This is a genomic window from Ensifer oleiphilus (assembly GCF_013371465.1).
GTDB classification, from domain to species: domain Bacteria; phylum Pseudomonadota; class Alphaproteobacteria; order Rhizobiales; family Rhizobiaceae; genus Ensifer; species Ensifer oleiphilus.
The window spans coordinates 711,388-731,661 of the sequence record NZ_JABWDU010000002.1; the positions used below are offsets into that span (position 1 = coordinate 711,388).

The window sequence follows — 20,274 nt, forward strand, 5'->3', positions numbered from 1 at the left end:
CTCAATTTCCTGAAATGTCTGCGAGTTCCCGTGGCAAGGCTGCAGCCCAGTAGGTAATGCTGCCAGCCCCCAAGAGAACCACAAAATCACCCGGCTGCGCAATCTTGCTGACAACCGGCGCGATTGTTTCGGGGCCGACCACATACCGGGCGTCGCGATGACCGCCGGCCTTGATGCGATTGACGAGCTCTTCGGCGTTGATGCCGTCGATGGCATCTTCACCCGCCGCATAGACAGGCGCGATCAGGACCGTGTCGGCGTCGTTGAAGCAGGCGGAAAAATCTTCGAACAGGCTCGCAAGACGAGAATAGCGGTGCGGCTGGTGCACGGCGATGATTCGGCCCTGGCACGCCTCGCGCGCAGCCTTCAGCACGGCCTTGATCTCGACCGGATGGTGGCCGTAGTCGTCATAGACGCGCACACCATTCCAGTCGCCGGTAAAGGTGAAGCGGCGCTTGACGCCGCCGAAGGAGGCAAGCCCCTTGGCAATCGCCTCCGGGCTGACGCCGAGGCGCTGGGCGACCGCGATCGCGGCCGTTGCGTTCGAGACATTGTGGCGGCCGGGCATCGGCAGGCGCAGGTCTTTCATCGTGATCACCTGGCCGGTGCGGCGACGACGGATCTCGACGTCGAAGACGGAGGTGGCGCCATCCATGCGGATATTGTGGAAGCGCACGTCGGCCTGCGGGTTCTCGCCGTAGGTGACGACCTTGCGGTCCTCGATCTTGCTGACCATGGTCTGCACTTCGGGGTGGTCGAGGCAGAGCACGCCAAAGCCGTAGAACGGCACGTTCTCGACAAACTGGCGGAAGGCGGCGCGCACGGCGTCGAAATTGCCGTAGTGGTCGAGATGCTCAGGGTCGATATTGGTGACGATGGCAACATCGGCCGGAAGCTTCAGGAACGTGCCGTCGGACTCATCGGCCTCCACCACCATCCACTCGCCCTCGCCCATGCGGGCATTGGTGCCGTAGGCATTGATGATGCCGCCGTTGATAACGGTCGGGTCGAGCTCGCCGGCATCGAGAAGCGCGGCGACCATCGAGGTCGTGGTCGTCTTGCCATGCGTGCCGCCGATGGCAATCGCATTGCGGAAGCGCATCAGCTCGGCCAGCATCTCGGCGCGGCGCACGACCGGCAGAAGCTTCTCGCGCGCAGCGATCAGTTCGGGATTGTCCTTCTTGATCGCGGTGGAAACCACCACGACTTCGGCATCGCCGATATTCTCGGCCTTGTGGCCCACGAACACCTCGATGCCCTTTTCACGCAGGCGCTGGACATTGGCGCTATCGGACTGGTCGGAGCCCTGCACCCGATGGCCGAGATTGTGCAGCACCTCGGCAATACCGCTCATGCCGATACCGCCGATACCGATAAAATGGACCAGACCGATCGTTTTCGGCATTTTCATGAGCGTTTTTCCTTGAATGTGGCGACTGTCGAGCCGCTGGCAATAGCCTCTACCATGCTCGCAAGCAAGCGCGCGGCGTCCGGCTTGCCGGTTTCGCGCGCGTGGGCGGCCATCTGCGCCAGCGACTGCGGATTGGCCATGGCATCGGTGAGAATGCCGGCAAGACGCTCGGCGGTCAGCTCCGCCTGGACGATCACCTTGGCACCGCCCTTGGCGGCAATCGCAGCCGCATTGGCCGCCTGGTCGTGGTCGAGCGCATAGGGATAGGGAACGAGGATCGCCGGCCGGCCGATGACGGCAAGCTCCGAAACCGTCGAGGCGCCCGAGCGGCAGATGACCAACTGGGCATCGGCGATGCGCTCGGCCATGTCGGTGAAGAACGGCGAGACGTCGGCGGGAACGCCGAGCTTCTCATAGGTGGCGATGACGCCGTCGCGATCTTCCGGGCGCGCCTGCTGCGTCACCTTCAGGCGCTGGCGAAGGGCATCGTCGAGGCGGCAGATTGCCTGTGGGACCGCCTTTGAAAAATACTGGGCGCCCTGGCTGCCGCCAAAGACGACGAGATGAAACGGCGCATCGCCGATTGCCGCACCGTATGGCACCTTGGCGGCCTCGAGCACGGCCGGGCGCACCGGATTGCCCGTCGTCACCGTCTTTGCGGCAAAGGCGCCGGTGCCTTCCGGCAGGAACCCGCCGGCAATCGCCTTGACGCGCGAGGCGAGCGCCTTGTTGGCGCGGCCCATGACGGCGTTCTGTTCGTGGATCATCGACGGCACGCCCATGCCGGTCGCCGCCAAAAGCGGCGGCACGGTCGGGTAACCGCCAAAGCCGACGACGGCCTTCGGCCGCAGGCGGGCGATCAGCCGGCGCGCGGCGCGCATGCCGGTCCACAGCGTCCACAACGAGCGCACGACATGAATGGGGTTCTTCGAGCCGATGGTCGCCGAGGGCACCACATGCACCTCGTCGGCGGGAAACTTGCCGGCGAAACGCTCCGCCCGGCTGTCCGTCACCAGATGCACCGAATAGCCGTTGGCCTTCAGCTCGTGGGCCAGCGCCTCGGCTGGAAACAGATGGCCGCCGGTACCCCCGGCGGCAAGAAGGATGATACCTTTTGTCATTCTTTACTCCGCCGGCACGCCGATGCCGGACCGAAACAGGCTGCGCTCCACGGCGCGCTTCTCCGGACGATGGCGCGTGAGCGCCAGGATGAAGCCGGCGGTGACGCAGATCGCCACCATGGACGAACCGCCATAGGAGATCAGCGGCAGGGTCATGCCCTTGGCCGGAAGCAGTTCGAGGTTCACGCCGATATTGATCATCGACTGGATGCCGATCTGCAGCACGAGGCCGGCAACGGCAAAACGGTTGAAGTCGTTGCGCTCGCGGAAGGCGTGATTGAGGCCACGCAGCACCAGGAAGGCAAAGATCATCACGATCAGCATACAGAAGACAATGCCGAATTCCTCGGCGGCAACCGAGAACACGAAGTCGGTGTGGCTATCCGGGATGATGCGCTTGACGATGCCTTCACCGGGACCGCGACCGAACCAGTCGCCGCGGATGATCGCCTCGCGCGCCGTATCCATCTGGAAGGTGTCGCCCTCCCCGGTCAGAAACTTGTCGATACGACCGGCCACGTGCGGCAGCATGGTATAGGCGACGAAGAAGCCGCCGAAGGCTGCACCCGCGAGTACAATGATCCACAACCACGGCATGCCGGCCATGAAGAACATGCCGCCCCAGACCGCGGTCGTCAGGATCGTCTGGCCAAGGTCGGGCTGGGCGACGAGCAGCGCGCCGACAATGCCGAAGAGCAGGATCGCAAAGAGGTTTCCGGGGATTTCCGGCTGGCGCGCGTGTTCGGAAAACAGCCAGGCGCAGACGACCACGAAGGCCGGCTTCATGAATTCGGAGGGCTGGATGGAAATGCCGGCAATCGAGATCCAGCGCATCGAGCCCTTGACCTCTTGTCCGATGAACAGCACCAGCACCATCATCGAGAGCGACACGCCGAGCAGGATGATCGCCGCTCGGCGCACCTGACGGGGAGACAGGAAAGAGATCGCCACCATCACCACCAGTGACGGCAGCAGGAACACGGCGTGGCGCTTGACGAAGTGGAAGCTGTCGAGGCCGATGCGCTCGGCAACCGCCGGGCTTGCCGCAAAGGACAGCATGAAGCCGACGCCCATCAACAGGATGAAGGTCGCCAGGAAGAACCTGTCGATCGTCCAGAACCAGTCGGCCACAGGGCCACGTTCGGCTCGGCTTACCATCTTGTCAGTCCCCTTTATCAGGCGCGCTTGCGCCAAACGTCCGAAACCCCGGCATCACCGCCACCTGCCGCGCGCTACGGGAGCGCGCCGACGGATGGCGTCAGATCAGCATCGTTACGCCCTGCAATGCCTTGACGTGGGTCACGAAGGCATCGCCGCGTATTTCAAAGTTCTTATACTGGTCGAAACTTGCGCAAGCCGGGGACAGCATCACTGCCGATGCGCCCTTGCCGTCGCCTTCCGCATCTGCCGCCGCATGCGCTACGGCCTTTTCGAGTGTGCCCGAAATCTCGTAGGGCACCGCCTCGCCGAGCGTCGCTGCAAAGGCGGGTGCCGCCTCGCCGATCAGGTAGGCCTTGACGATCTTCGGGAAGAACGGCGACAGCGAGGTGATGCCGCCCTCCTTCGGCAGTCCGCCGGCAATCCAGTAGATGCGCTCGTAGCTCGACAATGCCGGGGCCGCCGCATCCGCATTGGTCGCCTTGCTGTCGTTGACGAATACGACGGCGCCCTTGCGGCCGACCGGCTGCATGCGGTGCTTCAACCCGGGGAAGCTCTTCAGCCCCTCACTGATCTCGTCTTCGCTGACGCCGACGGCAAGGCAGGCGGCAATTGCGGCCGCCGCGTTCTGGGCATTGTGGCCGCCGCGCAGCGTCTGGATGCCATCGAGATCGACAAAGAGGCGTGACGTTCCGCCGTGCGCCTCAAGAATGCGCGAGCCATCGGCATGGATGCCGTCTGCCAGCACATGCCGGCGCGAGATGCGCACCACCTTGGTGCCTGCCCGCTCGACGCGGTCGGCGATCAGCGCTGAGAAACTGTCGTCGACGCCGACGATCGCCGTGCCGCTGCCGGCCACCAACCGCTCCTTGATGTCGGCGTAGTGCTGCATGGTGCCATGGCGATCGAGATGATCGGGCGTGAGGTTGAGCAGGATGCCGGCTGTCGGGTTGAGCGTCGGCGCAAGATCGATCTGGTAGGACGAGCATTCGACCACATAGAAGCGGCCGGCTTTCGGAGGGTCGAGCGTCAGCACGGCGGTACCGATATTGCCGCCGAGCTGCGTGTCGCGGCCGCTCTCCTTCAGGATATGGGCGATCAGCGCCGTCGTCGTCGATTTGCCGTTGGTGCCGGTGATGGCGATGAACGGGCAATCGGGCGCCTGCGCCCGGCGCTCGCGCACGAAAAGCTCGACATCACCAATGATCTCGACGCCGGCAGCATGGGCGAGATCGACGGTCCAGTGCGGCTTCGGATGGGTAAGCGGCACGCCGGGCGAAAGCACGAAGGCGGAAAAAGCCCGCCAGTCGATGCCGTGCAGATTCGCTGTCGGCACGCCTGCCTCGCCGGCCTTGGCGACGCTGTCGGGATTGTCGTCCCAGGCCGTCACCTCGGCCCCGCCGGCAACCAGCGCCTGGGCGGTCGCCAGCCCCGAGCCGCCAAGCCCGAAGAGAGCGACCTTCTTGCCCTTGAATGTGCTGACCGCGATCATCGTCCGATCACCGCAGCTTGAGGGTGGAAAGACCGATCATCGCCAGGATGACCGCGATGATCCAGAAGCGGATCACGACCTGGCTTTCCGTCCAGCCCTTCTTTTCGAAGTGGTGGTGGATCGGCGCCATCAGGAAGACGCGACGGCCGGTGCGCTTGAACCAAAACACCTGGATGATCACCGACAGCGTTTCCATGACGAACAGGCCGCCGATGATGATCATGACAAACTCGTGCTTGACGGCAACGGCAACGGTGCCGATCAGGCCGCCGAGCGCCAGCGAACCGGTGTCGCCCATGAAGATGGCGGCCGGAGGCGCGTTGAACCAGAGGAAGCCGAGGCCGGCGCCGATAACAGCGCCAAGGATGACGGCAAGCTCGCCCGTGCCGGGCACGAAATGGATCTGCAGGTAGTTGGCGAAAACCGCGTTACCGGCGAGATAGGCAATCAGGCCGAAGGCGGCCGCGGCAATCATCACAGGCACGATAGCAAGCCCGTCTAGACCATCCGTCAGGTTCACCGCATTGCCGGCGCCGACGATGACGAAGCCGCCGAACAGCACGAAGAAATAGCCGAGATTGATCACCAGATCCTTGAAGAACGGGAACGTGACCGAGGAGCCGAAGGTCGAGCCGGCGGTGCCGCCCGAAAGCGATGCCTGCATCATGAAGAACACGGCGATGGCGGCGATGAGGAACTCGAAACCGAGACGCGCCTTGCCGGAAAAGCCCTTGTCGGACTGCTTGGTGACCTTGAGATAGTCGTCATAGAAGCCAATGGCGCCAAAGCCGAGCGTGACGAGCAGCGTCGAGACCACGTAGACGCTAGAAAGGTCGGCCCAGAGCAGGGACGAAACGACGATGCCGGCGAGGATCATCAATCCGCCCATCGTCGGCGTGCCGGCCTTCTTGAAATGCGTCTGGGGTCCGTCGGCGCGGATGGGCTGGCCCTTGCCCTGACGGATGCGGAGCGAGTCGATCATGCGCGGACCGAAAAGGAAAACGATCAAAGCCGACGTGAAAAGCGCTGCACCGGTACGGAACGTGATGTAGCGAAAGAGATTGAAAAATTGAAAGTGGTCCGCCAGTTCCACGAGCCAGATGAGCATTAAGGGACCTTTCCCCAAAGGTTTAAAATCGGACACCGTCCAACAGAATCATCTGAAAAACGATACGCGCTTGTATACAAAAGTGTTAGGTCGCGCTGCCTAACCCAAAGCTGTATCCACCGTCACAGGCATCTGCGGCGACCCTCACAACGCTGCGCGCGCCGTGAGGCGCGCGACGGTCGCTGTCATCATGTCTTCGGTCGCGTCATTGCCCGTCGACCGCTTGCGGCCGGGGCAATCATGCCGTCGGTTCGCTCTCCTCAGCCGCAGGTTCCGGATAGGCTTCGATCAGCGCGTGCACGATCTTGACGCAGCCCGTGCCCTTCGACGACTTGATCATCACCACATCGCCGGCCGCAACAGCACCGAGTGCGTAGGTCTTCAGTTCTTCCACGCTCTCGCGGTAAACCACGGAGACTTCCGGTGGCAGCGCGTCGCGCAGATTGGCCATCAGCGGCCCTGCGAGCCATATATCGGTAATCCCGGCCTCGACCAGGGGCCCGGCGAGCGCGGCGTGGACCTCGACGGCATGGTCGCCCATCTCCAGCATGTCGCCGAGCACGGCGATGCGGCGTCCGCCCGGCGCCGGTGTCGAATCCTTAAGCAGCGAGATCGCCGCGCGCATCGATGTCGGGTTGGCGTTGTAGCTTTCGTCGATCAGCGTCAGCGTACCGGGACCGACCAACAACTGGTGTCTGCGTCCCCGGCCGGTTTCGGCCTGCATGGTCGCAAGCGAGGAGGCGGCGTAATCGACATCGGCGCCGACGAGCTTCACGGCTGCGAGCACCGCCAGCGCGTTTTCAGCGATGTGACGGCCAGGCGCGCCGATGGTGATTTCCATCGTCCGGCCGCCAAGGGCCGCCCAAAGCACCGATCCGTCGGCGGCACCGGCGAACTCCACGAGGCGGAACTCCGCCTTCGGGTTGACGCCGAAAGAGTGGATGTAGCTGACGCCGGCGGCACCGGCCGCCTTTTCGAGCAGCCTGTACTGGGCGCTGTCGTGATTGATCACAGCGTGGCCGCCATTGACGACGCCTTCGAAGATCTCGGCCTTGGCCTCGGCGATCTGGTCGAGGCTTTCGAAGTTGCCGAGATGGGCGGCCGCGATACTGGTGACGATTGCCACATGCGGGCGGACCATCTTCGTCAGCGGCCGGATCTCGTCCGGGTGGTTCATGCCGATTTCGAAGACGCCGAAATCGGTGGCCTCAGGCATGCGCGCCAGCGTCAGCGGCACGCCCCAATGATTGTTGAACGAGGCGACGGAGGCGTGCACGCGCCCTTGCGGCACCAGTACATGCCGCAGCATCTCCTTGGTAGTGGTCTTTCCGACCGAACCGGTGACGGCGATGATCTTGGCGGCGCTGCGGTCGCGCGCGGCACATCCGAGCCGGATCATCGCTTCAAGCACGTCATCGACGACGATCATCGGCGCGCTGAGGCGGCCGAGCGCCGGCAGCTTGCCTTCGCTGACCACCAGAAGTGCGGCGCCATTGGCGAGCGCGAGGCCCGCATAGTCGTGGCCGTCGACCCGGTCGCCCTTGATCGCGAAGAAGGCCTCGCCCTTTCCGACCGAGCGGCTGTCGATCGATATGCCGCTTACTCCTTCGGGCAGATTACCAACCGGACGGCCGTTCATTGCGGCCAGAAGATCGCTGCTTGTCCAGAGCCAGTTCAAATCACAGACCTCCCAGTGCCTTGCGGACTTCCGCATGATCCGAGAATGGCAGCGTGACGGAACCGACCGTCTGGCCCTCCTCGTGTCCCTTGCCGGCGACGATCAGCGTGTCGCCGCTTTGAAGCATGCCGACGGCAGCCCGGATCGCTTCGGCGCGGTCGCCGATTTCGGTCGCGCCCGGGGCGGCAGCCATGATTTCGGAGCGGATAACCTCAGGAACTTCCGAGCGCGGATTGTCGTCGGTGACGATCACCACATCGGCAAGCCGCGTGGCGATCTCGCCCATGATCGGCCGCTTGCCCTTGTCGCGGTCGCCGCCGCAGCCGAAGACCACGATGACGCGACCCGTCGTGAACGGTCGTACCGAGGCGAGCACGTTTTCGAGTGCGTCAGGCTTATGGGCATAGTCGACATAGGCAAGCGCGCCATCGCGTGTCTGGCCAACCAGTTCGAGGCGGCCGGATGCACCCTGCAGCTTTTCAAGCGCGGAGAAGGCCGCCTTGGCGCTGATGCCGGTGGAGATCGCCAGGCCAGCGGCGACAAGCGCATTGGCCACCTGGAAATCGCCAGCCAGCGGAATGTGGATTTCGAAGATGTCGTCGCCGACATGCACTTCGGCCGATTGCTTGTGGCGGAAATGCTCGACCCGCTTCAGCGAGATGAAATCGCCCTTGCGACCGACGGTGCGCACGTCGAGCTTCGCCTTGCGGGCAGCCGCGATCGCCTGCTCCGACCACTGGTCGTCGGCAAAGATCACCGCCGGAGCCCCCTTCGGCAACAGCGCATCGAACAGCCGCATCTTCGAGGCCATGTAGTGCTCGACCGTCGGATGGTAGTCCATGTGGTCGCGGCCGAGATTGGTGAAGGCGGCGGCCGAAAGCTTGACGCCGTCGAGGCGGCTCTGGTCGAGGCCGTGGCTCGAAGCCTCCATCGCCGCATGGGTAACGCCGGCGTCGGCGAGCTCGGCCAGAAGCTTGTGCAGGGAGACCGGGTCGGGCGTCGTCAGCGAGCCATAATCGTTGCGGCCGGGCGCGACAACGCCTGTCGTGCCGATCATTGCGGCCGCGAGGCCCGAATGCGCCCAGATCTGCCGGGTAAAGGAGGCGACCGAGGTCTTGCCGGCAGTGCCTGTCACCGCCACCATCGTCTCGGGCTGGCGGCCGTAGAACGCCGCCGCGGCACGCGCGAGAAAGGCGCGCGGATTGGCAAGCGAGAGAACCGGCGCAGAAGCGCCATCCGGCTTGGCATTGCTTTCGGCAACCACGGCGACGGCGCCGCGCGCAAGTGCGTCGGCGATGTAGCTGGTACCGTTTGCCTTGGTGCCGGACACGGCAACGAAAAGATCCCCTGGCTGCACCTGCCGACTGTCGGCCGTGATGCCGGCAACCTCGATCTGAGAGGAACCGCCATCCAGTTGCGCAGAAAGTTCAGGGAAGCTCGTTCCCGCCAGGTCTTTTATCTTCATGAACCGCACGTCTCACATCGCTCTCGATCCGCCGGAATCGCGAATCGTCCCGCATTCTCATTTCATGCCTAATAAGACACAAGCATGGCAGAACCATCTTCTCCGAACTTCGGTTCGACGCCGAGAAGCGGTGCGGAGCGGCTGATGATGTCGCGAACCATGGGCGCGGCATTCGAGCCGGCGGTCCGTCCGCCGCCTTCGCCGGTCTTCGGCGCGTCGATGAAAGTCAGCACGATGTACTTGGGATTGTCGATCGGAAAGGCAGCGAGAAAGGCGTTGAAGTTCTGGTCGCTGGCGTAGCGGCCGTTGACGACCTTGTCGGCCGTGCCAGTCTTGCCGCCGACGTTAAAGCCCGGAACCTGCGCGCGCTTGCCCGAACCGGCGATGCCGTTCCAGCGCAAGAGGAAACGCATGTCGTCGCTGGTGCTCTTCTTGACGACCGCGGTCGCCAGTTCGTCGGCCTGCGCTTCCGAGCGCGGCAGGAAGGTCGGCGGAATGAGCTTGCCGCCGTTGACGAGTGCTGCACCGGCAACGGCCGTCTGCAGCGGCGTCGTCGAAACGCCGTGGCCGAAGGAAATGGTGATCGAGTTGATCTTCTTCCATTCACGCGGCTGGCTCGGGGATTTGACCTCCGGCAGTTCGGTCGGCAGCTTCGAGAGCAGGCCGATGCGGGTCAAGAATTCCTTGTGGCCGGGAATGCCGATGAGGTCGGCGATCTTGGCCGTGCCGATGTTCGACGAGTACTGGAAGATTTCCGGAACGGTCAACACACGGCGCTTGCCGTGGAAGTCCTTGATGGTGAAGCCGCCGATGCGGATCGGCGCCGTGGCGTCGAAACTGTCGTTGAGCGTCACCTTGCCGGAATCGAGACCCATGGCGATGGTGAAGGTCTTGAAGGTGGAGCCCATCTCGAACGTGCCGTTCGACATGCGGTTCATCCAGCCCTCTTCGGCCCCTTCGGCCGGCTTGTTCGGATCGTAGTCGGGAACGGACGCCATCGCCAGAACTTCGCCGGTATGTACGTCGAGCACGACGGCGCCGGCGGCCAGCGCCTGGTAGTTCTTCATGCCGGAATCGATAACGTCGCGCACGATGTTCTGCACCCGAACGTCGATCGACAGCTTGACCGGCTCGAGCTTGGCATCGCTGGTCATGCCGATAGCGGCGAGATCGGCGAGCCCCTGGCCGTCGATGTAGCGCTCCATGCCGGCAACGCCGCGGTTGTCGATGTTGACGTGGCCGAGGATGTGGGCGGCAGTCGGGCCGCCGGGATAGAAGCGGCGCTTTTCCGGCCGGAAGCCGACGCCGGGAATGCCCAGCGCCAGAATCTCGCTCTGCTGCTTCGGCGTCAGCTGGCGGCGCAGCCACTGGAAGCGCGATTTCGACTTCAGCTTGTTGTAGATCTCGCGGGCATTGATGTCAGGCAGAACCGTTGCCAGGCGCTCGACCGCCTCATCCGCGTCGACGATCTTGTGCGGCTCGGCATAAAGCGAGACCGTGCGGATGTCGGTGGCGAGGATCTCGCCGTTGCGATCGAGAATATCCGGGCGCGAGGCCATCAGGTTGTCGGCGCGGCCAATGCTCGAAACCGTCTCCGGCTGCGCCATGCCATACTGCACCAGTCGGCCGCCGATGACCGCATAGACGATGCCGAAGCTGGCGATGATGATCGCCACACGGTTCTTCGCCTGATTGGTGGTCTTCTTGCGCGTGCCCTGGAAAGTGACGTTGAGCTTGGCCTCGGCGGGCAGGTTATTGCCGCCTGCGGAGAAATGCGCCTTGCTCTTCAAAACCATGATGCGGGAGAGAAACGACATCAGCGCGCCACCGAACCTGTTTCGATATTATCGGTCGTCTGCTCCGCTGCCTTGGCGGCGGCGAGCTTCTTTTCTTCTTCCGTCGGCGGCACGTCGGCCTTCAGCATCGGAAGCTCCTGCGGGCGGACGAGCTGCGTCGACGGCGTCGGCGCCAGCTGCAGGTCGGCACCGAAGGCGCCGACAAGACGTTCCAGTCGGTTCGGCTGCGTCAGCAGCGCCCAGTCGGCGCGCAGCAGGTCGATCGTGTCTTCTTCCAGCTTGATGGCGGCGTCGAGCTTGCGCACCTGTTCCAGCTTGTTTTCAGCCTGGTGCTTGATCGTGTAGGTGACCGTAGCGGCGGCCGTCATGACGACGATCAGGACTATGTCGAGTGTTCGCAGCATATCTCTCTCAGCCCCCCAACCGTGCAAGGCTCGCCAGTTCCGGCAGATTGAAAATGGACAGATCGTTTCCCGGCGATGGCGCTTCCGTGCGGATACCGGCTCTGAGCTTGGCAGACCGGGCGCGCGGATTGAGGGACGCTTCTTCCTCGCTGGCCGCCACCATAGGCTTGCCAACTGGTGTGAAGGTTGCCGGCCGCGCGGTCACCAGCGGCAGGTGCCGCGACCCGGCGGCCTTGCCCGAACGATCCTGGAAGAAGGCCTTGACGATCCGGTCTTCGAGCGAATGGAAGGTGACGACGACAAGGCGGCCGCCAGGCTTCAGCGCCCGCTCGGCGGCAAAGAGCGCCTGGGCGAGCTCACCGAGTTCGTCGTTGACGAAGATGCGCAGCGCCTGGAAGACGCGCGTTGCAGGATGGATCTTGTCCTTGGCCTTGCGCGGCGTGACGATTTCGATCAGCCCGGCAAGATCGCGGGTGGTTTCGAACGGCGTTTCGGCTCGGCGTTTCTCGATGGCGCGGGCGATGCGGCCCGACTGCTTTTCCTCACCGAGAAAACCGAAGATGCGGATGAGATCGGAAACCTTGGCGCGGTTGACAACGTCGGCGGCGGAAACGCCGGCTGCCGACATGCGCATGTCGAGCGGCCCCTTCCTCTGGAAGGAGAAGCCGCGCTCGGGCTCGTCGATCTGCATCGACGACACGCCGATGTCGAGCACAACGCCGTCGAGGCTGCCGGCCGGCGCATGCTCTGCAAGTTCGGAAAAGCGGGAATGAATGAGCTTGAGCCTGCCGCCGGAGGCCGCGACCATCGGCTGGCCCGCAGCGATCGCCGAGGGGTCGCGATCGAGCGCGATCACATCGGCGCCGGCATTGAGGATGGCGGAGGCATAACCACCGGCACCGAACGTGCCGTCGAGAATGACCTTGCCGGCGGCCGGCTCGAGTGCTGCGAGAACCTCGTTCAGGAGGACGGGAATGTGACGGACCGGTCCGCCGTCGGCTTCAGAAGCTCCTCCGCCTTGTTCCGTCACCATTCCGCCTCTCCATTCTATTCCGGACGCAGCCCCCGTGACTTGCGCCCTTCCCGGGCTGCCGCCTGCGCCTTTGCAAAGGCCTGCGGCTCCCAGAGCTGAAAATAATCGCCCCGCCCGACGAACATCACGTCGGTCGAGATACCGGTGAAGTCGCGGATGAAATCCGTCACCATCAACCGGCCTTCCGGATCGAGCTTCACGAAGACCCCGCCCCCATGAACGAGCAGCGACATCTCGTTGGCTGCCGGAGAAAATGGATCCTCGGCCGCCATCTGCCTCTCGAACCGATCCAGGAGCTCCGGCCCGCCGACGCTGATCGCCGGAAAGACGAAATCCTGAAAACAGTATAGCTCCCGGACGCCCCCATCCGACAGAACGGAACGAAACGCCGAAGGCACGGACACCCGCCCCTTTGCATCGATCCGATTGGTGGCATTTGACAAGAAGCGGTTCATGACGCGAAACGGCCGCCCAAGACTGACGGGCCATAATCATCGACCCGCGAGAACACTCGACCGCACTCACAAAACACCCCTGCCGGACACCAACATGTCCGCCCATCTCCCGAAGCCGGGAGACCCTGGAATTTTGCGATGATGGGCCACGACGCGGCCCTTGCGCAGTACCATTATGGGATATCATGGGACCATATGGGCGTCAATGGGATTGGCTCTTGAACAGCCGGGTAGCTGATCAAATATTGATAGGTTGTTAAGTTTAACGAAGCGTTACGAAGCGACCCCCGCTGCCCTGGAATGCGACGGTCAAAAGGCTTCAAATCGTTGGGAAATCAGAATGTGAGAAAGAATGCAGCAAAGTGGGGAAGCAGGACTTCCTCGCGCGATTTCTGATCGCTTGATCCGGTCCGGCATCGAAATGATACCCGCCTGGACATGCGTTGCACCCGCGCGCTTCGAAGCGCGCGACGCCGCTGGGAAAAGGAAAATCGCCAGTTGGCCTGTAAGCCGGGTTCTGTATGGCCCCGCTGCCCGAAGACAGCAGAACGTGGCAGCCATTCATCTGGGACTACGTTTGCACGCAGCCTCTTGCAACCCACCCGGATGACTGGCCCGGAAACAGGCTGGACGCTTGCGCGTCCGCGTCATCCCTATTCGGTCTTGCTCCCGGTGGGGTTTGCCGTGCCGTCCATGTCGCCATGTCCGCGGTGGGCTCTTACCCCACCCTTTCACCCTTACTCCGCAAGCGGAGCGGTTTGCTTTCTGTGGCACTTTCCCTGAGGTCGCCCTCGCCGGACGTTATCCGGCACCGTACTTCCGTGGAGCCCGGACTTTCCTCCCCCCGCGGCCTTTCGGCACTTGCGGAGCGCGGCTGCCCGGCCAACTGGCAGGCGGTCCTTAAACGACCGGGAAGCCGAGCGCCAGAGAAAAACGGCAGGCCCGGCGTTTCCTCGCTCGCCCGCCCGCGCTTTCAGGTTCAGCGGAACGCGACGGCGAAATCCGTCTCATAGGCCGGGTCGTCGATGCGGCCGTCTATCACCAGCGCGGCGGCGAGCCGGCCGATCTCGTCGGAGCTTTTCGCCGCCTGGCCGTTGCCCCCCGTCACCACCGCAATACGGTCGCTGCCGGCAAAGCCGATATAGGGAAAGCCATGGCGGGTGAAAGACGTCACGCAGGGTCTGAAATGCGTCGAAGCCGGCCTGAAGCCGGGCATCACCTGGGCCAGCAGCCCGCCCATATGTTCGGCCGCCCCGGCACCGGCGCCGCCGCGGAACCAGGCGCGCACTTCGGGCTCGCTGTCGAGCACGCGATCGGTCGGGTCGCCGCCGATCTTGATATAGTGCTTGCCGTCGGCGTAAGCGACCGGCGGCAGCAGATAGTAGCTCTTCGCCTGCTCCGGTGCTGCGCCGATCAGCGACGGCATATGCTCGTAGTTTGGCAGATCGCCGTCGGCGACCTCGGCGAAGAACACGGTGCGCGCCTTGACCACAAGGTCGATCGGCCGGGGAAGAAGCGTGTCGGAAAGAGAGAACCCGCCGGCGGCAACGATCACCCGTCCGGCATCGAGCGTGGCGCCGTCGACCGTCGTGACGACGACGCGGTCGCCGGCCTCCGATACCGAGGCCACTTCGCTGCGCACGATCCGCGCGCCGGCCTTTCCCGCTGAGATCGTCTGCGCCAGCACCAGCGCGCGAGGATTGATGTAGCCGGCCCCTTGCGCCTCGTGAATGCCGGCAAAGCCTTCGGGAAAACGGAACCAGGGAAAGCGTTCGGAAATGGCATCCTCATCGAGGAGCGGCGCCTCGACGCCAAGCGCGTCGCGCGCCCTGGCAACTTTCTCGATATAGTCGTAAGCGCCGCCCGGCGCCGGCCCGGCGATCAGGCAGCCGACTTCCGCATAGAAGTCGACGCCGCTTTGTGCGGCAATCTCGTCGTAGCGATCGATGGAGCGCTTGGCGAGCCGCGCCCAGACCGGATCGTCGTCGATCGTGCGGGTGATGCGGGCATTGTCGTAGTGGCTGGAAAAGACACCGCCGTGATTGGCCCAGTCTCCGGGCTCGTCCGGCCCGACGAGAGCCACCCTTGCGCCCGAGAGCGCCAGGTGCCGCGCTGCCGCCGCCCCCATCATGCCCTTGCCGACAACGATGAAATCAAAGCTTTCCGACATGTCCGTCCTCACCATTTCGATCAGGTCGGGATAGCATGTCGGCGCAGATATGACACTGCGGTTGCATCACGTTTTGAAGGTCGCCGGAACGCGAGACCTGTCCGGCTGGAGCACCCGCCACCGCTTGAAGACAGCAGGCGGCTGATGCTCGGTATTCGATGGAAACAATGCCCCTGAACCGGGGCACTTCCTCAAGTCGGCATCGGCCGATGCGAGGAGGTCATGCTGCACGCTTCAACCGATGAAGCCGCACGCTCCAACCGATGAAGCGTGCTTTGCGCGCATGGTCTGGCGCGCCCTACGATCGGCATCGATCAGTCGATGATGCTCTGGACCTTGCCGCAGTAACGCTTGGAAACCGGGTTCATGCGCTTGGCGCCATGGCCGGCATTGTACTTGAGAACGGTGCCGCAGGTGGTGCCGCCGGAAAGCTCATGCGCCATGGCGAGATATTTCATGCCGAACTTGATGTTCGTTTCGGGATCGTAGAGACCCTTGGAGGAACCGGCATAGCCCATCATGCGTGCCGTTGCCGGCTTGATCTGCATCAGGCCGATTTCACCGGCGCTGCCACGAGCCTTCGGATTGAAGTTGCTTTCGACCTTGACGATCGCATGGGCCAGATCGATCGGAACGCCGTACTGCTTGGCATAGGACTGGATCAGGATGGTGTACTGCGTGCCCTGTGCGAGCTGTGGGCTCGGGTAGCCTGTCGTCCGTGTAACTGACTTGAGGGATGAGGTCTTGATGGTCTTGTCGACGTTCCCCGCATACGACGTACCAATCCCGGCGAAGAACATGCCAAAGCATGCCGCCACCGCAGCAACAGACGATATTCTCATGTAGCTTGAAGTCTCCGGTCTGGGGAATGGACAGCCCGGCGCACCCCGCCGTTCACGTCTCACTTCCCGATCGTTTCATTGACAGGAAGGAGCGTCTTGCCCTTGCGTTTCCTGCAGTTTCAATGAGCGGCAAATGAATGCCGCATCATGGTAAACATGTGGCAACGCAGCAAATTTGTGCGGAAATGGTCGAAAAAGCTAATTTAGCACGCAAAAATTTTGCGTCTCAGGCACCAAACTGAGGTAGAGCCGCAAGCAGCCGGTGCAACGTATCGAGCGTCGAGATATCGGCGATGCCGTCGACCCGCTGCTGGCGAAAATGCCGCTGGAACGCGGCAACGATGCCCTCGGTTTTCTCACAGAAATCGCCAGTGACTTCAATGCCGTAACCGTAGAGCGACAGCATCGACTGGATCGCCTCGACCGGCTGGCCACGGTCGCCGCGCTGGAAAAATCGACCGCCGCCGATCGGCGCCGGCTCCACCCAGTGACCGACGCCTTCGCGGTGCAGCCGATGCCACGGAAATTTTTCGCCCGGGTCGACCTTGCGAATCGGGGCGATATCGCTGTGTGCCAGCACCCGCTCAGGGGCAATCGACCACCGTTCGCCACAGTCCCGACACAATTCGACGACCGCCGCGATCTGTTTTTCGGGGAATTCGGGAAGGCCGCCGGGATGACCGGCATTGGCGATCTCGATGCCGATCGAGCTGGAATTGATGTCCGTCTCGCCCTTCCAGACGCTTTTCCCCGCGTGCCAGGCCCTCAGCGCCTCCGGCACCAGCTGGTCGACACGGCCGTCCTCATGAACGAAATAGTGGCTGGAAACCTGGCTTTCCTCGCGACATAGCCATTCGAGTGCAGATTTCGCCGTCGGCATGCCGGTATAATGAAGCACAATGATATCGGGAATCCGGCCGTCCGCACGGTCGCCGAAATTGGGCGACGGCATGAAGCGCGCACCCGAGTAGTCGCAGTATTTCGACGTCATGCGGCGCGGCGTTCTCTCTCGATCGCCTCATAGGCGGCATTGAGCGCAGCCATGCGATCATTGGCGATCGCGTGGAACTCTTGTGGCACACCGCGCGCAACCAGCCTGTCGGGATGGTTCTCCGACACGAGCACACGGTAATGCTTGCGGATCTTGGCGAAATCGTCCTTGGGCGAAACGCCGAGAACGAGATAGGGGTCCCGGCCGTCGCTATGGACATGCCGTGCCATGATCTGTTCGAAGTGCGCCTCGTCCATCTTGAAGATTTCGGCGACCCGCATCAGGAACGCCAGTTCCTTCTCATGCACGGCGCCGTCCGACTTGGCGATGTGGAACAGACCGTCGATGATGTCTTCCAAGATCGGGCAATTGCTTTCGCATGACGAGCAGAGGGAGGCCATCTTCTCCGCATACGCCTCATAGCCGGCAACGTCCTGGCGCGCGAGGTTATAGAGACGGGCGACGTTCTGCGCCTGATCGGCGGGAAACTCGAAGATATCGCGGAAGGCAGAAACCTCGGCTTCCGTCACCACGCCGTCGGCCTTGGCCATCTTGGCCGAAAGCGCGATCATCGCCACGGAGAAAGCCACCTTGCGCCGCGTTTCGGGATCGCCTTCGAACAGGGTGCGCACGGCCTCCACCACACCGGCAAGCGCGTTGCCCGTGGCGGTGACGATCTTGAGGAGGCTATCCCAGAATGACATGCACGATTTTCCTGTCTCTCCAGCCTATAGCATGGACTATTGTGGTGGCAAATTGCAAGCGGTGGCCTGCGGCGAACCCCGGGAATGACGAATTTGTGATGGCCCCTCACTATTGTCAATCCGTTTGAGTAACGTTGCGCCGGCGCAAGGGTTCCCGCCTGTTCCCTGGGGAACACGCCCGCGCCCTTGGGAAAACGCTCGAGCCCCTGCCCCGCATCGCATTGACGCCGACGACGTTCCGCCGCCACCTTCCCTTGCGCGACATCATGTCCACGGCAACAATAGAGACGAATGCGACGAAACCTGCGCGCTTGCCGACAGGACATCCACAGAGCCGTCATTTAACTTCCATCCGTTTTGCGCTAGAGAGGCCCCACCAATTGCGTGCCGAATCCCGAGGAGGAAACATGGCCAAGAAGAAAGTCGCAATGCTGACGGCCGGCGGGCTGGCGCCCTGCCTGTCATCCGCCGTTGGCGGCCTGATCGAGCGCTACACCGACATTGCGCCCGAGTATGAGCTGGTGGCCTACCGCTCCGGCTACCAGGGCGTCCTGCTTGGCGACCGCATCGAGATCACCAGGGACATGCGCGAGAACGCGCACATCCTCCACCGCCACGGCGGCTCGCCGATCGGCAACAGCCGCGTCAAGCTCACCAATGCTGCCGACTGCGTCAAGCGTGGCCTGGTCAAGGAAGGTGAAAACCCGCTGCGCGTGGCGGCCGAACGGCTCGCCGCCGACGGCATCTCGATCCTGCACACGATCGGCGGTGACGACACCAACACCACGGCGGCAGATCTTGCCGCCTATCTCGGCGCCAATGGCTACAACCTGACGGTCGTCGGCCTGCCGAAGACCGTCGACAACGACGTCGTGCCGATCCGCCAGACGCTTGGCGCCTGGACGGCGGCTGAGTACGGCGCCCGCTTCTTCGATCACGTCAGCAACGAGCAGAGTGCCGCCCCGCGCACGCTCGTGGTTCACGAAGTCATGGGCCGCCACTGCGGCTGGCTGACGGCGGCAACCGCGCGCTCCTACGTCCAGATGACCGAGGACAAGCAGTTCGTCGACGGCTTCATGATGAACAAGCAGCTGAAGAACATCGACGGCCTCTATTTGCCCGAGATCAAGTTCGACCTCGAGGCCGAGGCAGAGCGCCTGCGTGGCGTCATGAACCGCTCGGGTTTCGTCACGCTGTTCGTCAGCGAAGGCGCCTGCCTCGACGCGATCGTCGCCGAGCGGGAAGCCGCCGGCGAAACCGTCAAGCGCGATGCCTTCGGCCACGTGAAGATCGACACCATCAATGTCGGCAACTGGTTCACCAAGCAGTTTGCGGCCCTTCTCGGTGCCGAACGCTCGATGGTGCAGAAGTCGGGCTATTACGCCCGCTCCGCACCGGCAAACGGCGACGACCTGCGCCTGATCCAGAGCATGGTCGATCTCGCCGTCGAAAGCGCGCTCAACAAGGTCTCCGGCGTCACGGGTCACGACGAGGACCAGGCGGGCAAGCTCAGAACCATCGAATTCCCGCGCATCAAGGGCGGCAAGCACTTCGATACCTCGACCAAGTGGTTTGGCGACGTCATGGACGTCATCGGCCAGAAGTGGCAGCCGGAAGACTGAGACGGAGCACCTGAAACTGAACATCGGTTTCGGGTGCAACGTTTTTCAAGCCGCAGCTTTCTATTCGCAGTTGACGGCTCCGCGCCTTGGTGGCTCCCTCCAGAGATAAGTCTTGGAGAGCCCTCAAGCGCGGAGCCTTTTTCATGTCGTTCGAACACTGGTTTGCCTTTGCCGCGGCCTCGGCCGTGCTGCTCGCCATCCCCGGCCCGACCATATTGCTCGTCATCTCCTATGCGCTCGGCCATGGCCGCAGAACCGCGGGGGCAACCGTTGCCGGCGTGGCGCTCGGCGATTTTACCGCCATGACCGCGTCGATGCTCGGGCTCGGCGCGCTGCTTGCCACCTCGGCCGCGATCTTCACCGTGTTGAAGTGGGTGGGGGCTGCCTACCTCATCTGGCTCGGCATCCAGCTCTGGCGGGCACCGGTCGCCGGCTTTGACGGCGCGAACGGTGAGGCGCCCGCCAGGGAGCGGCCGCTGCGCATCTTCCTGCATGCCTACGCTGTCACCGCGCTGAACCCCAAGAGCATCGTCTTCTTCGTCGCCTTCCTGCCGCAGTTCCTCGATCTGTCGCAGCCGCTCTTTACTCAGATGGCGATTTTCGAGGTGGCGTTCCTGACGCTCGCCATCGTCAATGCAAGCCTCTATGCCGCACTCGCGACCGCCGCCAAAAGCACGATTTCAAAGCCGAACATCCGGCGGATCGTCAACCGCACAGGTGGCTCGCTGCTCGTCGGCGCCGGGCTTCTGACGGCAACCATGAAGCGGGCATCGGCCTGAAATTCGCTCGCGCGCTTGCTGCCGGCCGCCCCATGGGTTAATGGA

17 protein-coding genes and 1 other RNA gene are annotated in these 20,274 nt (G+C 63.3%); 2 read left to right on the forward strand and 16 right to left on the reverse strand.

Features of this window, described 5'->3' with window-relative positions:
* Position 1 precedes the first annotated feature (1 nt).
* The 16 genes from murC to HT585_RS10270 form a co-directional block, all read right to left on the reverse strand.
* Complete coding sequence (gene murC, locus HT585_RS10195) at positions 2-1,411, reverse strand: UDP-N-acetylmuramate--L-alanine ligase (protein ID WP_176352788.1); 1,410 nt, start codon at positions 1,409-1,411, stop codon at positions 2-4.
* Positions 1,408-2,532, reverse strand: coding sequence for an undecaprenyldiphospho-muramoylpentapeptide beta-N-acetylglucosaminyltransferase (gene murG, locus HT585_RS10200; RefSeq protein WP_176352789.1), 1,125 nt, complete (start codon positions 2,530-2,532; stop codon positions 1,408-1,410). The genes murC and murG overlap by 4 nt, the downstream gene beginning before the upstream one ends.
* Before the next feature lie 3 nt (positions 2,533-2,535).
* Positions 2,536-3,690, reverse strand: a complete 1,155-nt coding sequence (gene ftsW, locus HT585_RS10205) for a putative lipid II flippase FtsW (protein ID WP_112810274.1) — start codon at positions 3,688-3,690, stop codon at positions 2,536-2,538.
* Positions 3,691-3,790: 100 nt separating this feature from the next.
* Positions 3,791-5,182, reverse strand: coding sequence for a UDP-N-acetylmuramoyl-L-alanine--D-glutamate ligase (gene murD, locus HT585_RS10210; protein WP_176352790.1), 1,392 nt, complete (start codon positions 5,180-5,182; stop codon positions 3,791-3,793).
* Between the two features lie 7 nt (positions 5,183-5,189).
* A complete protein-coding gene (gene mraY, locus HT585_RS10215; RefSeq protein ID WP_176352791.1) occupies positions 5,190-6,290 on the reverse strand; it encodes a phospho-N-acetylmuramoyl-pentapeptide-transferase in 1,101 nt (366 codons plus the stop codon).
* A 238-nt stretch (positions 6,291-6,528) separates the two neighbouring features.
* Positions 6,529-7,968: a UDP-N-acetylmuramoylalanyl-D-glutamyl-2,6-diaminopimelate--D-alanyl-D-alanine ligase gene (locus HT585_RS10220; protein WP_176352792.1), complete on the reverse strand. Its 1,440-nt coding sequence runs from the start codon at positions 7,966-7,968 to the stop codon at positions 6,529-6,531.
* A 1-nt stretch (position 7,969) separates the two neighbouring features.
* Complete coding sequence (locus HT585_RS10225) at positions 7,970-9,433, reverse strand: UDP-N-acetylmuramoyl-L-alanyl-D-glutamate--2,6-diaminopimelate ligase (protein ID WP_176352793.1); 1,464 nt, start codon at positions 9,431-9,433, stop codon at positions 7,970-7,972.
* 68 nt (positions 9,434-9,501) lie between these two features.
* Positions 9,502-11,250, reverse strand: coding sequence for a peptidoglycan D,D-transpeptidase FtsI family protein (locus tag HT585_RS10230; RefSeq protein WP_176352794.1), 1,749 nt, complete (start codon positions 11,248-11,250; stop codon positions 9,502-9,504).
* Positions 11,250-11,633, reverse strand: a complete 384-nt coding sequence (gene ftsL, locus HT585_RS10235; RefSeq protein WP_173420613.1) for a cell division protein FtsL — start codon at positions 11,631-11,633, stop codon at positions 11,250-11,252. Before ftsL ends, HT585_RS10230 begins: the two co-directional genes overlap by 1 nt.
* Before the next feature lie 7 nt (positions 11,634-11,640).
* The gene (rsmH, locus tag HT585_RS10240) at positions 11,641-12,666 is read right to left on the reverse strand and encodes a 16S rRNA (cytosine(1402)-N(4))-methyltransferase RsmH (protein ID WP_176352795.1); all 1,026 of its coding nucleotides are present in this window, start codon (positions 12,664-12,666) and stop codon (positions 11,641-11,643) included.
* Between the two features lie 14 nt (positions 12,667-12,680).
* A complete protein-coding gene (gene mraZ, locus HT585_RS10245) occupies positions 12,681-13,121 on the reverse strand; it encodes a division/cell wall cluster transcriptional repressor MraZ (protein WP_025427736.1) in 441 nt (146 codons plus the stop codon).
* Between the two features lie 490 nt (positions 13,122-13,611).
* An RNA gene (gene rnpB, locus HT585_RS10250) (RNase P RNA component class A) lies at positions 13,612-14,011 on the reverse strand.
* A gap of 89 nt (positions 14,012-14,100) precedes the next feature.
* Complete coding sequence (locus HT585_RS10255; RefSeq protein ID WP_176352796.1) at positions 14,101-15,291, reverse strand: NAD(P)/FAD-dependent oxidoreductase; 1,191 nt, start codon at positions 15,289-15,291, stop codon at positions 14,101-14,103.
* Between the two features lie 314 nt (positions 15,292-15,605).
* Entirely contained in the window at positions 15,606-16,133 is a 528-nt protein-coding gene (locus tag HT585_RS10260; RefSeq protein WP_176352797.1) for a lytic transglycosylase domain-containing protein, read from the reverse strand.
* Positions 16,134-16,359: 226 nt separating this feature from the next.
* Positions 16,360-17,124 (reverse strand): N-acetylmuramoyl-L-alanine amidase, encoded by a 765-nt coding sequence (locus tag HT585_RS10265; protein ID WP_176352798.1) that lies wholly within the window; start codon positions 17,122-17,124, stop codon positions 16,360-16,362.
* The gene (locus HT585_RS10270; RefSeq protein WP_077499940.1) at positions 17,121-17,828 is read right to left on the reverse strand and encodes a J domain-containing protein; all 708 of its coding nucleotides are present in this window, start codon (positions 17,826-17,828) and stop codon (positions 17,121-17,123) included. The genes HT585_RS10265 and HT585_RS10270 overlap by 4 nt, the downstream gene beginning before the upstream one ends.
* 407 nt (positions 17,829-18,235) lie before the next feature.
* On the opposite strand from HT585_RS10270, the gene HT585_RS10275 reads away from it, so the two are divergent.
* Both HT585_RS10275 and HT585_RS10280 read left to right on the forward strand, forming a co-directional pair.
* Positions 18,236-19,450: a pyrophosphate--fructose-6-phosphate 1-phosphotransferase gene (locus HT585_RS10275; RefSeq protein WP_176352799.1), complete on the forward strand. Its 1,215-nt coding sequence runs from the start codon at positions 18,236-18,238 to the stop codon at positions 19,448-19,450.
* Positions 19,451-19,593: 143 nt separating this feature from the next.
* Positions 19,594-20,229: a LysE family translocator gene (locus HT585_RS10280; protein WP_176352800.1), complete on the forward strand. Its 636-nt coding sequence runs from the start codon at positions 19,594-19,596 to the stop codon at positions 20,227-20,229.
* The last annotated feature ends 45 nt before the right edge of the window (positions 20,230-20,274 follow it).